Origin of the sequence: Candidatus Ruthia endofausta (assembly GCF_013342985.1) — a bacterium.
In the GTDB taxonomy this organism is placed as follows: Bacteria; Pseudomonadota; Gammaproteobacteria; order PS1; family Pseudothioglobaceae; genus Ruthia; species Ruthia endofausta.
The window spans coordinates 976,485-991,184 of record NZ_CP054490.1 but is presented as its reverse complement, the minus strand read 5'-3'; the positions used below and the strand labels follow the sequence as shown (position 1 = coordinate 991,184).

The window sequence follows — 14,700 nt, the reverse complement described above, 5'->3', positions numbered from 1 at the left end:
ATATTTCTAATTATTAGAAATAGTTGCGTGAAGTTAAGTGAGAATTATTTTTCACTCTGTCATATTTATTGATTAAACTGGCAATGTTTTTAACAATAAATATGAAAAATAAAGTTCAATATGTGGCAATTGTTTGATGATTTAATTATTACAAAAATATCATCAAAGGCACTAATACTTGGCAAAGACTCTGTGTTTAGCATATGTTTTGCTAAAAGCAGAGTGATTTTTTAATATAATGACGCTAATTTATTCTGTTAATTCTGTGTTGCATCGGCTTTTCTAGACACTTTATAAAATATATATTAGAATATCATTGACTTCTAATATATTTATCGTATAATGCCCCTATCAAGACTATAAAGTCTGATACTTAAAATCCGCTTAATAACAAGAGCGTTAATACTTTTTAATTTGGAGATTAATATGAAAAAAATAATTGCGATTGCTACTTTAGTAGCTGCCACATCAGCATCAGCTGGTTTCTTTAACAATGGTTCAAACAACAACGGCTATGGTAATAATAATAATGGCTGGGGTACTGGTAATGGTGGTTCCAACTGGGGTCCTTTTGACGGTGGTTCTAACTTTGGTCCAATGAATGGCGGTTCTAACTGGGGTCCAATGAATAGCGGTTCTAACTGGGGTCCATTTAACGGTGGTTCAAACATGGGTCCATTTAACGGCGCTAACAACTGGGGTCCTTTTTCAAATAACAACGACATGAACAACGATTCTGACTGGGGTTTCCATTACAACAACAAAAATAAAACTAAGAACGTTTCTAACGCAACTGCTGATGGTAAATATGTAGGCACTGCCGATGCTAATGCTAAAGGCGTTGCTAACGCTTATGCCAAAGGTCAAGCCGATGCATTCGCTAAAGCACAAGCTAACGCTTATGCTAAAGGTTATGCAGATGCTAAAGCTAATGCAATAGTTGACAGTCGTGATCAAGTGATTGCTAAGTAAAGCTTCTCAATTGACTGCTGGGTTAATCTAGCAGTTTAAGGTTAAATAAAAACCACCCTTTTGGGTGGTTTTTATTTATGTTTGAAAAATAATAGTACTGAATATTTTCGTATGACTTGTTTGATAAACGGTAGGTATAAAATAATATAGGGCCTAATTTAGCAAAAAAAAGCCTTCTAGGCGGAGTAAGGCAAGGCTACATTGCTATATTTTTTAAATAAGTTAATGGTTAAGATTTACTGATAATGTGGTGTCATCATCTAAATGAAGCATTAATTTATCCTGTTTGTTTTTTAGTATTTTGCCAACAAATTCTAAGTTTATAATAGTGTCATGATGAAATAGTCCAAAAGTAATTTGGGTCTAATTGGTTAATCAATAGTTTAACGCTGGTATTGATTAAATATGCTTTATCTTGGGTGTAAATACTAGTTTATTTTAAAGTATTAATATCTTTACGATAATACTCTCCAAATTGAAATCTCTTGGTGGCTGGTAATCAGGCCTTAATGGCGCCGAATTGTATCTAAAGTTTTTTGCTTAATTTTATAAGCACTATCATCCTACCATAGCGCAAATAATTGTTTATTAAATGACATCAAACTAATATTTCCAGGGTTGATTTGATCTACACTGGAAATTCTGTCAGACAGGTGTGTACTAAAAGTGGACATTGTTATCTTTTGCTTATGTTTTTCTAGCAAACACTTGGTGGTGTCTATCATTTTTCCTCAGTGAGATATTTTTCTATTATTGATGTGAAATTTCTGCACCATGTTATCAAATCAATGATGATAGTGCTTACCATATATTTAGTGTGAGCCCATTGCGATAAAAATAGCCCACACTTCAATGCCTGAAGTATTTTTCCTTCAATTTGAATATCAGTAGTTTGCAGAATTACTGTATTTGTGCCTTTGCCAGCCTATAAGCCATGGTTTAATTTTAAGGTTTTGATTGAATGCTGTTATCCACTTATCTTGTTCGGCAAATGACAGATGTGAAAATACCAAACTGCTTAATGCTAAAGTACTGGTTGATTGCCTTCATTTGGTGCACTAAAAAAAATTAGTACCTAGCGTATTATTATCTTCATTGTGAAATATAATAAAAAGGGGATAAGTGCTAGGTTCAATGCCATTAAGGATAATCTTATAATTCAAGGCCGATACTTTTTTTTCTAGCACTAAAAATGCTATTTGATTTGTCGTTTTTACCATAGGTATTCCTTCACAGTGTCAAGCGCAATTGATAATCGATTTATGACAGGCTTGATATTGTTAATGGTTACTTCAATATTGGCAGCATAGGATAGTGTTGAACCGAGCAATAATATAGGTATTATCTTCTTCATTTCATTCTCCTTTATTTGGAAAATGATAGCCTAATTGTGCCTTGTTTAATTGTTTGAAACAAACAGATAAAAGGTTATTCTTTAGGAGGAATAGGCGGTTTTTAGAAATATTTGAGCAGAAAAACTGGGCGGGGGGCCCCTTGTCTTTGGTGTTATTTGTGTATTTGTGCGTAATGAATCAAGACATGAGTAGAGGCTATGTCTTGGGCGGCAAGGCGAATAAACGCTTTTTAATCAGTATTAGCCTTGAATTTGTGCCATAACTTCATCGGCAAAGTTTTCTTCTTCCTTTCCAATGCCTTCGCCAACTTTAAATCGTACAAAAGACTTAACTTGTGCATTGTTTGATTGTGCAAGCTTGCCTACTGTGGTACCAGGGTCTTTAACAAAAGATTGACCATATAGCGTTATTTCATTCACAAATTTTTTCATACGACCAACAATCATTTTTTCAATGATATTGCTTGGTTTTCCTGATTCTTTGGCCTGTTTCGCAAAGATTACTTTTTCCCTTTCTAAAAGGTCTGTCGATAGTTCTGCTTCAGTAATACATTCTGGTTTGGTGGCGGCAATGTGCATTGCAATGTCTTTTGCTAGCGCTTCATCACCACCTTCTAGTACTGTTACTACAGCAATACGATCGCCATGTTTGTATGCACCAATGAAGCCACTATCAGTTGTGATTGTTTGTACGCGCCTGATTGCAATATTTTCACCTACTTTTGCAATGATGTCCTCACGCGCTTTTTCTAGTGAGTCGCCATTGTCTAGCGTTTGAGATAAGAATTCTTCGATATTAGCAGGTGTTGTTTTAAGTGCTAGTGCACCAAGCATATCAACAAAACCAATAAAAGCATCGCCCTTGGTAATAAAATCAGTTTCAGAATTAACTTCTAAAATGGTGACTGTTTTCTTGTCAGTGCTAATGTTAATTTTAATCAAACCTTCAGCTGCAACACGACCTGCTTTTTTAGCAGCTTTAGCAGCGCCCGAGGTACGCATTAAGTCAATAGCTGCTTCCATGTCGCCATTAGTTTCAGTTAAAGCCTTTTTGCAGTCCATCATGCCTGCACCTGTTCTTTCTCTTAGTTCTTTAACTAAAGAGGCTGTAATTGTCATAATTAATCTCCTGTTTGTGTTGTATCTTTACCACTTGTAAGCAGCAAAGATGTATTAATCAATGCGTTGAACTATGCAAGCTTTTCGATAATTTTTTCCTTAGTGTCAGCACTGTTAATAGCCACGCCTTGTGTTTCAGCATAAGCAACTAGGCCAGATTTTTTCATTACATTAAGGGCTGTTTTATTTAGCGTTTCAGGCTTGTTATCTTCCTTAATAGGCGCTTTTTTGGCGGCCGGTTTTTTAGTTTCTGATTTTTTGACCGAAACTTTCTTCTCAATTGATGTGCCAATAGCAGCTTTGGCTTCTAAAATAGCATTTGCAATTTCTCTTGCGTAATAACCAATTGCTCTAATGGAGTCATCATTGCCAGGGATAACATAATCAATATCTTCAGGGTTGTGATTGGTGTCTACAATACCAATAATGGGTAAGTGTAGTTTTTTAGCTTCTGAAACTGCATTTTTTTCAACACCAATATCAATCACAAAGACAACATCTGGAATGCCGCCTAAATTTTTAATACCACCAAGACTACGCTCTAGCTTTTCCATTTCACGCGTCATCATTAACGCTTCTTTTTTGCCAAATTGATTAAAATTCTCTTCAGCTAAAAACTCAAGGTCTTTTAAGCGTTTAATAGAGGCTTTAATAGTTTTATAGTTTGTCATCATGCCGCCTAACCAGCGGTGGTTAACGTATGGCATGCCACAACGTATGGCTTCTTGTTTGATGATATCGCTCGCTGCTCTTTTTGTACCTACAAATAAAATGGATCCACCTGCTGCTGTGATTTTGCTTGCAAAATTAAGCACATCATTAAACAGGGGTAGTGTTTTTTCTAGGTTGATAATATGAACACCGTTACGAGTGCCGTAAATAAAGCGCTCCATTTTTGGGTGCCAGAAACGAGAACGGTGACCAAAATGTACACCAGCTTCTAGCATTTTTTTCATTGACGTTTTTGCCATTATATTTTCTCCAAGGAGTTAAATAAAGTGCCTATTGACACCTTCTTCCACAACTTCTACCAGCCAACTCTTTTGCAAGAGCACCCTGACTAATATGTCGAGCTGTGTGATACATTAATAAGAACTGAACTTACCATTTCAAGAAAAGTGCAATTCAATAATTTGATTTTTGCAAAAATCATAAAAGCAGAAATTATACCTAAGGGTTAGATTGCACACGATGATATTTCCTATCTCTAAAATAGGCTGATTTACCTTTTAAAACCAAATAGTGACATTTTGTTAATTGCCGTTGTTATCCACTAATTGAGCAAGATTTATACACTCGAGAGTGTTCTTGCCTAAATCTTTACAGGCGCACAAGCACAAATTGTTTGGGTTAATGATTAACTTTACGCATTTACATAAAATCCGTAGTGAACGTAAGAGTAATAGTCACTACATGGCATTATCTCAATGCAAAAAAAGTTCGTTACGTACAAGATATATTTGACACTAATCAGATTGTCTTTGTTGATACTAGCCAAATGTCTATTAAAGAAATTGTTGCCAATATCGTTAATAGGGCAGGCCTTAAACGACGTTATTAGACCTAGATTATTTAGTTAGGCTTTTGCTAATTCTATGCGCATAGCATCAATAGTTGCCTTGTAATCATCAGTACTGAAGATTGCAGAACCAGCAACAAATGTATCTGCACCAGCTTTAGCTACTTCACGAATGTTGTCAATTTTTATACCACCATCAATCTCTAAACGAATCTTCCTACCGCTTGCATCAATCAGTTTTCTAACTTTTTGACATTTTTCCAATGTATGAGGAATGAAAGATTGCCCGCCAAAACCAGGGTTAACCGACATTAGTAAAATCATGTCTAATTTGTTCATGACGTTTTCTAGTACGTGTAGTGGTGTTGCGGGGTTAAATACTAAGCCAACTTTGCACCCCCCTTCTTGAATCAGATCTAATGTTCTGTCAATGTGCTCTGATGTTTCTGGATGAAAAGTGATATATGATGCGCCAGCTCTAATGAAATCAGGAATAATTCTATCAACGGGTTTCACCATTAAGTGGACATCAATTGGTGCACTAACGCCATGATTTCTGAGCGCTTCACACACCAAAGGGCCAATTGTTAAATTTGGCACGTAGTGATTGTCCATGACGTCAAAGTGGACGATATCTGCGCCATCTCTAAGTACATTGTCAACTTCTTCGCCTAGTCTGGTAAAGTCCGCCGCAAGAATCGAAGGGGCAATAAAATTAGTTTGTTTCATGGGGTTCTCCTTGTGTGAGATTAATCTTGTTGTTATTTTACTTAAATGTTAATAAACTATTGCCAGTCATTTCATCTGGTTTCTCAATATTCATCATTGCTAATAAGGTTGGTGCAATGTCTGATAATGCACCTTTTTCTGGCTTGGCAATGTCTGCTTTACGCTCACTAACAAAAATTAAAGGCACTGGGTTGTTGGTGTGTGCTGTATGCACCTCGTGTGTTTCTGGGTTAACCATTTGTTCTGCATTGCCATGATCAGCGGTGATTAGTATTTCGCCACCAATGGCAAACATAGCTTTATGAATAATACCTAGACAACTATCAACGGTTTCAACAGCTTTAATGGTGGCATCTAATTTGCCAGAATGACCCACCATATCAGTGTTGGCAAAATTGCAAATAATTAAATCATATTTTTGACTTTCAATACTTTCAACCAGTGCATCAGTGAGTTCAAAAGCACTCATTTCAGGCTGTAAGTCATAAGTGGCAACATTAGGCGAAGGAATTAATATGCGGTCCTCGCCATTAAAAGCTTGCTCGACGCCACCATTGAGGAAAAAAGTGACGTGTGCATATTTTTCAGTTTCGGCAATTCTAAGTTGGGTCATGCCTAAATTTGATAAATATTTACCTAGAACGTTATTCAGTTTAGAAGATGGATAAGCCACCGGTAGGTTAAAATCTTTTTTGTATTCAGCCAGGCAGACAAATTGTGTTGGGACGAATGTTCCACGTGAAAACCCTTGAAGGTCTTCATCAGTGAAGGCGCGCGTAATTTGTCTAGCACGATCTGCACGATAATTCATAAAAATTAACACGTCGCCTTTTTTAATCGAGGTTGGTGCCTTAATCAAGGTTGATTGGATGAATTCATCGGTTTCACTACGCGCGTATGCCAATTCAACAGCATGTAGGGCGGATTGGGCTAAAAACTTTGCTTTTCCTTTAGCGATAAGTTCATAAGCACAACGTATGCGCGACCAGCGATTGTCTCGATCCATTGAAAAGTATCGGCCAATAACGCTAACAATTTCCCCCGTACCAAGGGTAGCTATTTTGTCTTCAAGTTTTTGAATGTATTTTTCAGCACTTTTTTGTGCACAATCTCTGCCGTCGGTAAATAAATGTAAATAGACGTTTTTGCAGCCTTGTTTGTGAGTCATTTCCAACATGGCGTGAATTTGTTCTTCGTGTGAATGTACACCACCATCAGATAAAAGTCCCATAATATGAACCGCTTTGTTATTATCATTTGCGTATTCTAATGAGTTTTTTAAGATTGGGTTTCTAAAGAAATCGCCATTTTGAAGCTCGTTATAAATGCGAGTAAAGTCTTGTTTAACAATGCGTCCTGCGCCTAGATTAAGGTGTCCCACTTCTGAATTGCCCATTTGCTTGCCAGGCAAACCAACATCCTTACCACTGGTATGGATTAAGGAATGTGAGAATGTTTGGTTAAATTTATCCCAAACCGGTGTATTTGCTAGTGCAATGGCATTGTTTTGAGTTATTTCAGAATGCCCCCATCCATCTAGAATTAATAGTAGTTTTGTTTGTTTTTTAGAGTTCATAAAAATTTATATTAATCATTAGAGCAGTTATACATTAAACAGAAAGTGTATCACATCACCATCTTGAACGATATATTCTTTGCCTTCTAAGCGCAATTTTCCAGCCTTTTTTGCACCTTTTTCACCACCAAACTTAATAAAATCAGAAAATGCGATGGTTTGTGCGCGAATAAAGCCTTTTTCAAAATCGCCGTGAATTTTTCCAGCGGCTTGCGGAGCGTTGTCACCAGTGTTAATTGTCCATGCGCGTACTTCTTGTACCCCGGCGGTAAAATACGTTTGCAGTCCTAATAATTGGTATCCTGCTTTAATTAATCTGTCCAGCCCTGATTTGTTTTGCCCCATTTCAGACAGGAATTCTTGTTTTTCATCTTTGTCTAATTCGGCAATTTCAGCCTCAATTTCAGCGCAAATAGCGACAGTTTGCGAACTTTCGATGTGGGCGAATTTTTCTATTATTTCCAAATAAGAGTTATCAACAAAGCTATCTTCGCTTATATTGGCAACGTATAAGACAGGTTTAATGGTAAGTAGCTGAAAGCCTTTTAGTAGTTTTAATTCTTCCTCATTAAATGGGAGTGTGCGGACACTTTTTCCCTGCTCAAGCATAGGTAAGATTTTTTCCAATAGGTTTTTAAAGGAGATGCCATCTTTTTGACCCGATTTGGTGTTTTTCAGGGCTTTTTGATACAGTTTTTCAACCACATTCAGATCAGCCAAAATAAGCTCGGTGTTAATAATCTCAACATCATCAAGCGGTGAAACCTTTCCTGATACGTGAATAATATCATCATCATCAAAGGCACGAACGACGTGGATAATGGCGTCTGTTTCACGGATACTGGTTAAAAATTGATTGCCTAGCCCTTCGCCTTTTGAAGCACCTTCGACCAATCCAGCAATATCAACAAATTCCATTGTGGTGGGTAGGACTTTTTGAGGACTAACAATTTTTGCCAGTTTGTCTAAGCGCGAGTCACTAATAGGCACAATACCAACATTTGGCTCAATCGTACAAAAAGGGTAGTTGGCAGATTCAATGCCAGCTTGAGTTAATGCATTAAATAAGGTGGACTTTCCAACATTTGGCAGACCAACTATGCCGCATTTAAATCCCATTTTTTATCATCCTTCTAAATTGTTTATTCTTTTGTATGTAAGGTTTTCATGGCCTTATCAAAGTTGCCTTTAATCATATCTTCAATGACTTGCAATGAATCACTCAAAGCACTTTGTATTTTTTCTAATTCGCTCTTACTGGGTGCATGTAGTACAAAGTTAGCTACCTGTGATTTATCACCGGGATGGCCTATGCCAATTCTCAGTCGGTGAAATACTTTAGTGCCCAGGGCTTTAATAGTGTCTCTTAAGCCATTATGCCCGCCATGCCCGCCATCAGATTTAATTTTTGCAATACCAGGGCTGATGCCTAGTTCATCATGCGCAACCAATATTTCATTGGTATTAATTTGATAAAAATTAGCAATGCTTTGAATAGATTGTCCTGAGCAATTCATAAATGTAGTGGGCTTGAGCAATCGAATGTTCTGGTCAGATATATTAATCTGGGCAACTTCGCCTAAAAACTTCGCTTCTTTTTTAAAATTACCAGTGTACAGATGCGCTAACGCCTCACAAAACCAAACCCCTACGTTATGACGATGAGACTGATAGTCTTTGCCCGGGTTGCCTAGGCCCACAATCAGTTTTATCGTCATATTAGTTCAGTTTAAATTATGAATCTAGTTTGTCTTTATCAGTATCACTGTTTTCGGTATTTTCATCGTCAGTATCTTCAGCAACAACAGAGGCTTCTTCTTCAATTTCGGCCATTTTTTTAGGCTCTTGAACGGCAACAACGCTTTGATCGTATGCTTCAATATCGCCATGTGTTAGTGCGGTAATAACCACGCCTTTTGGTATGTTAAGACCTGTCAAACTAATATGTTCGCCCATTGCAAGGTTGCTGATGTCTACATCAATAGCATGAGGCAAGTCTGTTGGTAAACAAGAAACCTCAACTGAAGTAACAAATTGATTAAGAACTGCACCTAGACGTATTGCTTCGTTATCTTCCTCGTTATTAAAGTGTAGAGGGATGCTAGTGACAATAGCTTGTTTTAAGTTAATACGTAGAAAGTCAACATGAGTGACGATGTTTTTAGCAGGATGGCGTTGTAAATCTTTAATAATCACAGCCTCTTTTTTTTTATCAACCATTAGATCAAGCACTGAAGTATAAGACTCCTCGTTTTCTAATAGGTGAGTAATTTCAAAAATATCTAGGGTGATATTGCTAGGGGCTTTGTCAGTGCCATAAACAATGGCAGGGATTTTATGATTGCGACGTAGGCGACGGCTCACACCTTTACCTTGATCACCTCTTGTTAAAGCGTTAATTGTTAAACTCATATTGATACTCCAAAAAATAAAAAAACACCGCAATGAACGCCACACAAAAGATATATTTTGCGATCAAATACATCAAGAGGGTCATTTTACCCGGAAACCTAATCAAAAGTAAAACAACAAATTTTCTATGTTGAAATTAGGAAAACTACCTATCTAGATTTGAACCAAAATATCAAAGCAATAATACTACTAAGAAAACTTGGTAGCCAAAATTCATTAACCGCTAAAATGCCACTAAGAATAGCCAAAGCGCCAGAAAAAATAGCATAAGTTTGCTTGTTTGCATTGTCTTTGAGTTGGTTAACAATACTATCGGTTTGCTGAGCATGAAGACGCCCTATGTCTCTTATTTTGTTTAATTGCTTGAGCGCATTAATGGTTAAGACGGGCAACTCTGGAATGTCTTTTAGGAGTTGTGGTGCTTGATCTTTTATTTTTTCAAAGGTATTTTTCATACTGTATTTCTTTTTAATTAAATCTTCTAAAAATGGTTTTGCAGTTGTCCATAAATTGAGCTGTGGATACAACTGCCTGCCAAGTCCTTCAATATTTAATAAGGTTTTGTCTAACAATAACAGTTGTGGCTGAATGGTGATGTCAAAATTTTTAGCCTCTTGAATAAGTTCAAGCAATACCTGACCAAAAGAGATTTCAACCAGAGGTTTTTCAAACATTGGCCCACAAATTCTTTTAACGGCAGCTTCAAAGGCAGATATGTCTGTTGTTGGGCTTATCCAGCCAGAGTCAATATAAGTTTGCGCTACTTTTTTATAATCTTGGTTAAAAAAAGCCAGAAAAATATCCGCTAAAAAGTCTTTGTCAGCTTCAGTAAGCGTGCCCATGATGCCAAAATCAACCCCCATATATTGTCCATTAGTACTGACAAAAATATTACCAGGGTGCATATCAGCATGGAAAAAATTATGCTTAAAAACCTGAGTGAAGAAAATAATCACACCTTCTTCTGCCAATCGTTTCATGTCAATATGGTTGGCTTTTAGTTGTTTAATGTCACCTACTGGAATACCATGAATGCGTTCAGTGGTTAGAATGTTCTTATGGCACAAGCTTGGGTAAACTTTTGGAATGTAAAGCAAATTAGAATTTTTAAAATTTTTGCCAATTCTTAAACAGTTTTTGGCTTCAATGCGCATGTCTAGTTCATTCAAAATAATGCCTTCGAACTCTGCTACAATTTCTATAGGGCGTAGTTTTTTACTAATCGGATGTTTATTAAATAGCCTTGCTAGGGTGTACATTAGTTTAATATCATGCCCGATGGTTTTATCGATATCAGGCCTGACAACCTTAACCACCACTTCATTATCATCATTTGTTAGTGCGGTGTGTACTTGGGCAATTGAGGCTGAGGCTAGAGGCTTAATATCAAAGCGTTTAAATAAATTTTCAGTAGACGCGCCTAGCGATTGTTCAATAATTTGTTTGGCCTTTATTGGGTCAAAAGCGGGACAGTTGTCTTGCAATTTTGCTAATTCATCGCCAATATCCTCTGGTAGTAAATCACGCCTAGTGGAAAGTGTTTGCCCAAATTTGATAAATATGGGTCCTAGCTCTTCTAGTGCTAAGCGAATACGCTGGCCTCGTGTGTATTTTTTAATGGGAAAGTAATGCCAAGGAATGGGATACACCAAAGGCCTGAAGCTTTTCAGTAGTGGTGTTGATAGCACCAAAGAATCAAGACGATAGCGCATTAAAACACGAGAAATTTTAATAAATCTTAGAAGGTTGTGCATGGCTAACTGTTTTTATGTTTGTAGCGTTTAGATTTAATTGGATTGATTAACAAGGTGGACAACCCATCTTTAATTATCTCAAACGGGTTGTTTGATTGTGTGCCGGTACGGTTGAATTTTTTTGTTAGTTTCCCAAGCTGGTTGGCAATTATATCGCCTGTGTGTTTTGATACCATTTCTTCAAGGTCAATATCAACCTCTTTTAGTAAATCAAGCAATAATTGAGCGGTTTTAACATCACCATGAATATTAATTTTATTTTGTCTAAACAGTTCAGTTGGGCCTTCGCCTTGGAGTAAGGATATAAATACCATAGATTTGAGCTTAATATCAACGTCTGTGGGCTTGTCAGTGGCAGAGAAAACAAATATTCGATTATTGGCGCATACAAAGTGCACGTCCAATGGTAAATCTTGCAAAGAAAGACCAATTGTTTTGCCATTAAGTGCATCAATGTCAACTCTGCTGTTAATGATTAAGTAGTTTAATGCCCGCTCAAGAATAACGGCTTGTTTATGCCAAAAAATTGCAAAGGACTGCATCGGGTTTTATACTTTGATGCCTTTATGCAAGGCAACAATGCCACCTGATAAATTATGATATTCGCAAAAGTCAAAGCCAGCATCCAGTACCATGTCTTTAAGGGTTTCTTGGTTTGGGTGTTTTCGGATTGATTCAGCTAAGTATTGATACGAGGCCTCATTATCAGCAATAATACCACCGAGTTTTGGCATAATATTAAATGAATAAAAATCGTAGATTTTTTTTAAAAATACAGAATCAGTTGTTGAAAATTCTAAAATCAACAAACAACCATCAGGCTTCAAAATACGATACATTTCTTTGAGTGCTTGGTCTTTGTCAGTCACGTTTCTAAGGCCAAAGGAAATGTTCACGCAGTCAAATGTATTGCTATCAAAGGGTAGGCTCTGTGCGTTGAGTTGCACAAATTCAACACTAAAAATACCTTTATTGGTTAAGTTTTTACGACCTTCATTCAGCATGGCAGCGTTAATATCGCTTAGTATGACTTGCCCATTGTCACCTACTTTTTTCCTAAATTCAATGGCTAAATCGCCTGTACCACCAGCAATGTCTAGTACTTTGTCGCCAATCTTAACATTACTTGAAGCAATCGTGTAATGCTTCCAAAGGCGGTGCGCACCAAAGGACAAGACATCGTTCATTAAGTTGTATTTACTTGCGACAGAGTTAAAAACATCTCTAACCAAACTTTGTTTGTCGTTGGTAGCAATCTGTTTAAATCCAAAATGTGTGGTATTTTCCATGATTATTTTTTAGGATAATCTCTAAAATTAGCCCCTGTGTAGATTTGTGTGGGTCTGAAAATACGGTTGTGCCCAACTTGTTCGTGCCAATGGGCTGTCCAACCAGCAGAACGAGCCATAGCAAAAATAGGCGTAAAGTGTGTTTGCGGAATTTTGAAAATTTCAGCATATAAAATACCTGAGTAAAAATCTACATTTGGATAAACGCCTTTGCTTGATAGCAACTCTTCACAAATTCTTTCTACCTCTAGTGCAGTTTCAAAACGTTTAGAAAGGCGCGTGTTAGATTTTTTAACATAGGCCTCAATCATGGCCTGTAAAATACTTGCACGAGGGTCTTTAACGCTATATTCTCTATGCCCCATACCCCAAATGACTTGTTTGTTTTCTAGGCGGTTTTTAATATAAGCACGAGTATTTTTGGCATCTCCAATTTCATCCAACATTTTAAGAACGTCTTCATTTGCACCACCATGTAAAGAACCTGCCAAAGTGCCAACTGCAGCCGAAATTGAAGCAAATGGATTGGCAAGCGTAGAAGCGGTTACCATGGCAGAAAAAGTTGAGGCATTAATGGTATGTTCTGCATGCAAAATTAAGCAAGCATCAAAAAGCTTGACAATATCATCATCAGGCTCTTCTCCAAATGACATATATAAAAAGTTTTTAGCGTAGGACATCCCCCTACTGGGCGGAATGGGATCATAACCAGCACTAATGCGCGCCCACATTGCCACCAGAGTACTCATGTTAGAAATAATTTTAGTCAACGCACTTTGTGTATAAACAGAGTCCGGGTTTTGTGCGCCCGCATCAGGATAAAATGTTGCCATAGCGGCAATGGTAGTTTGTAAAACATCCATCGAATGTCCATTGGTAGGCAAAGACCACATCATAGAACGGATATTGCGCTTTACCTCATAACGCTTGTGTAAAACATATTTAAAGTTATCTAGTTTGTTTTTGTCTGGTAATTCTCCATCTCGAAGTAGCATAGACACTTCTTCAAAAGAGGCATGTTTAACCAAATCTTCAATTGAGTAGCCACGATAAGCCAAAATACCATTTTTTCCATCAATAGAAGAGATAGAAGATTCTGTTGCAGGAACACCTGCCAAGCCTGGGATATATTCAATCATAATCTATAAAATATTATTATTGTAAATCGAAAATTTTACCCTGAATACAGCTCCATATATAGCCGATAGGATTGATAATATGTTTTATCTCAGTTGTACTAACGGCACACCAAATTCAGGATAATTTGGTAATCGTTTTCTTTTGTTATTCAATGCCATGTTAGCATTAAAATTTTAGCTTATTTGTTGTTTTAATTGATTGCGATTATTTGCATTAACCACTAAAGTTTTATCCTGATAATCGGTATCAACTATTTTGTCTGATAGATATTCCATCGTATCGGTGCTTTCGGTAAAAATAACGATTTTCTACTCGAATGTATTTTTGTTTTAATTCTGGTTTTAGATAATGCAATGCACGATAACGCGTATGTAATAGCTCTATCTTATCTTTTTTATGCGCTCGCTGTTTATCAAATCAGTGCGTGTCCTCCTAACTATTAGTGGGGTTATTACATTTTCTCTAATTTTTTCATAAAGTTTTGCTGTTTGCTCTTTGGCTTTTTTATTATTGGAGAGTTGTAATATTTCTTTATATTCTTTCTTTTGCCTTGGTGAAAAAACTGGCTAAGGGGAAAATCAAGGGTTGAATTATTGCCATCTTTAAATAATAAAATCTGGTTGTATAAAGCATCAGGACAGTTATTAAGCGGTGTGGCAGAAATGAGCATTACTTTTTAACTTTATTAGCAGAGGTTTTAGTTTTACAAATCTGTTGCAATTGATTGTATGCCCGAGCTGTGTTATTACGAAATTTATGTGCTTCATCTACAATTATCATATCGTAATCATTTGGGACTGGTTATTCGGCAGTAAACTTTTCTTGCCACGATTGTT

16 protein-coding genes are annotated in these 14,700 nt (G+C 36.8%); 2 read left to right on the top strand and 14 right to left on the bottom strand.

Annotation, left to right across the window (positions count from 1 at the left end):
* Nucleotides 1-426: 426 nt before the first annotated feature.
* On the top strand, nucleotides 427-972 hold the full coding sequence (locus tag HUE58_RS05600) for a hypothetical protein (RefSeq protein ID WP_174606014.1): 546 nt from the start codon (nucleotides 427-429) through the stop codon (nucleotides 970-972).
* Nucleotides 973-2,030: 1,058 nt separating this feature from the next.
* Here the strand turns inward: HUE58_RS05600 and HUE58_RS05595 are convergent.
* The 4 genes from HUE58_RS05595 to rpsB form a co-directional block, all read right to left on the bottom strand.
* A complete protein-coding gene (locus tag HUE58_RS05595) occupies nucleotides 2,031-2,192 on the bottom strand; it encodes a hypothetical protein (protein ID WP_174606013.1) in 162 nt (53 codons plus the stop codon).
* Nucleotides 2,186-2,326 (bottom strand): hypothetical protein, encoded by a 141-nt coding sequence (locus HUE58_RS05590; protein WP_174606012.1) that lies wholly within the window; start codon nucleotides 2,324-2,326, stop codon nucleotides 2,186-2,188. The genes HUE58_RS05595 and HUE58_RS05590 overlap by 7 nt, the downstream gene beginning before the upstream one ends.
* 240 nt (nucleotides 2,327-2,566) lie before the next feature.
* Complete coding sequence (gene tsf, locus HUE58_RS05585; protein WP_174606011.1) at nucleotides 2,567-3,445, bottom strand: translation elongation factor Ts; 879 nt, start codon at nucleotides 3,443-3,445, stop codon at nucleotides 2,567-2,569.
* A 71-nt stretch (nucleotides 3,446-3,516) separates the two neighbouring features.
* Nucleotides 3,517-4,416 carry a 30S ribosomal protein S2 gene (gene rpsB, locus HUE58_RS05580; RefSeq protein ID WP_174606010.1) on the bottom strand — a complete coding sequence of 300 codons (900 nt, stop codon included), beginning with the start codon at nucleotides 4,414-4,416 and terminating at the stop codon, nucleotides 3,517-3,519.
* 382 nt (nucleotides 4,417-4,798) lie between these two features.
* Between rpsB and HUE58_RS07415 the strand changes: the two genes are divergently transcribed.
* On the top strand, nucleotides 4,799-4,909 hold the full coding sequence (locus HUE58_RS07415; protein ID WP_422851489.1) for a hypothetical protein: 111 nt from the start codon (nucleotides 4,799-4,801) through the stop codon (nucleotides 4,907-4,909).
* A 112-nt stretch (nucleotides 4,910-5,021) separates the two neighbouring features.
* Here HUE58_RS07415 and rpe read toward each other — a convergent pair whose 3' ends face one another.
* The 10 genes from rpe to HUE58_RS05525 all read right to left on the bottom strand — a co-directional run bounded on the left by rpe (nucleotide 5,022) and on the right by HUE58_RS05525 (nucleotide 14,534).
* Nucleotides 5,022-5,693, bottom strand: a complete 672-nt coding sequence (gene rpe, locus HUE58_RS05570; protein WP_174606008.1) for a ribulose-phosphate 3-epimerase — start codon at nucleotides 5,691-5,693, stop codon at nucleotides 5,022-5,024.
* A gap of 37 nt (nucleotides 5,694-5,730) precedes the next feature.
* Entirely contained in the window at nucleotides 5,731-7,269 is a 1,539-nt protein-coding gene (gene gpmI, locus HUE58_RS05565) for a 2,3-bisphosphoglycerate-independent phosphoglycerate mutase (RefSeq protein WP_174606007.1), read from the bottom strand.
* Nucleotides 7,270-7,296: 27 nt separating this feature from the next.
* Nucleotides 7,297-8,388: a redox-regulated ATPase YchF gene (ychF, locus tag HUE58_RS05560; protein WP_174606006.1), complete on the bottom strand. Its 1,092-nt coding sequence runs from the start codon at nucleotides 8,386-8,388 to the stop codon at nucleotides 7,297-7,299.
* A 23-nt stretch (nucleotides 8,389-8,411) separates the two neighbouring features.
* Nucleotides 8,412-8,987, bottom strand: a complete 576-nt coding sequence (gene pth / locus HUE58_RS05555; protein WP_174606005.1) for an aminoacyl-tRNA hydrolase — start codon at nucleotides 8,985-8,987, stop codon at nucleotides 8,412-8,414.
* Nucleotides 8,988-9,003: 16 nt separating this feature from the next.
* The gene (locus HUE58_RS05550; protein ID WP_174606004.1) at nucleotides 9,004-9,681 is read right to left on the bottom strand and encodes a 50S ribosomal protein L25/general stress protein Ctc; all 678 of its coding nucleotides are present in this window, start codon (nucleotides 9,679-9,681) and stop codon (nucleotides 9,004-9,006) included.
* 149 nt (nucleotides 9,682-9,830) lie between these two features.
* Entirely contained in the window at nucleotides 9,831-11,435 is a 1,605-nt protein-coding gene (ubiB, locus tag HUE58_RS05545; protein ID WP_174606003.1) for a 2-polyprenylphenol 6-hydroxylase, read from the bottom strand.
* 2 nt (nucleotides 11,436-11,437) lie between these two features.
* Nucleotides 11,438-11,977, bottom strand: coding sequence for a ubiquinone biosynthesis accessory factor UbiJ (locus HUE58_RS05540; protein WP_174606002.1), 540 nt, complete (start codon nucleotides 11,975-11,977; stop codon nucleotides 11,438-11,440).
* A gap of 6 nt (nucleotides 11,978-11,983) precedes the next feature.
* The gene (gene ubiE / locus HUE58_RS05535) at nucleotides 11,984-12,724 is read right to left on the bottom strand and encodes a bifunctional demethylmenaquinone methyltransferase/2-methoxy-6-polyprenyl-1,4-benzoquinol methylase UbiE (protein ID WP_174606001.1); all 741 of its coding nucleotides are present in this window, start codon (nucleotides 12,722-12,724) and stop codon (nucleotides 11,984-11,986) included.
* A 2-nt stretch (nucleotides 12,725-12,726) separates the two neighbouring features.
* Nucleotides 12,727-13,863, bottom strand: coding sequence for a citrate synthase (locus tag HUE58_RS05530; protein WP_174606000.1), 1,137 nt, complete (start codon nucleotides 13,861-13,863; stop codon nucleotides 12,727-12,729).
* A 452-nt stretch (nucleotides 13,864-14,315) separates the two neighbouring features.
* The gene (locus HUE58_RS05525; protein WP_174605999.1) at nucleotides 14,316-14,534 is read right to left on the bottom strand and encodes a hypothetical protein; all 219 of its coding nucleotides are present in this window, start codon (nucleotides 14,532-14,534) and stop codon (nucleotides 14,316-14,318) included.
* Nucleotides 14,535-14,700: the final 166 nt, after the last annotated feature.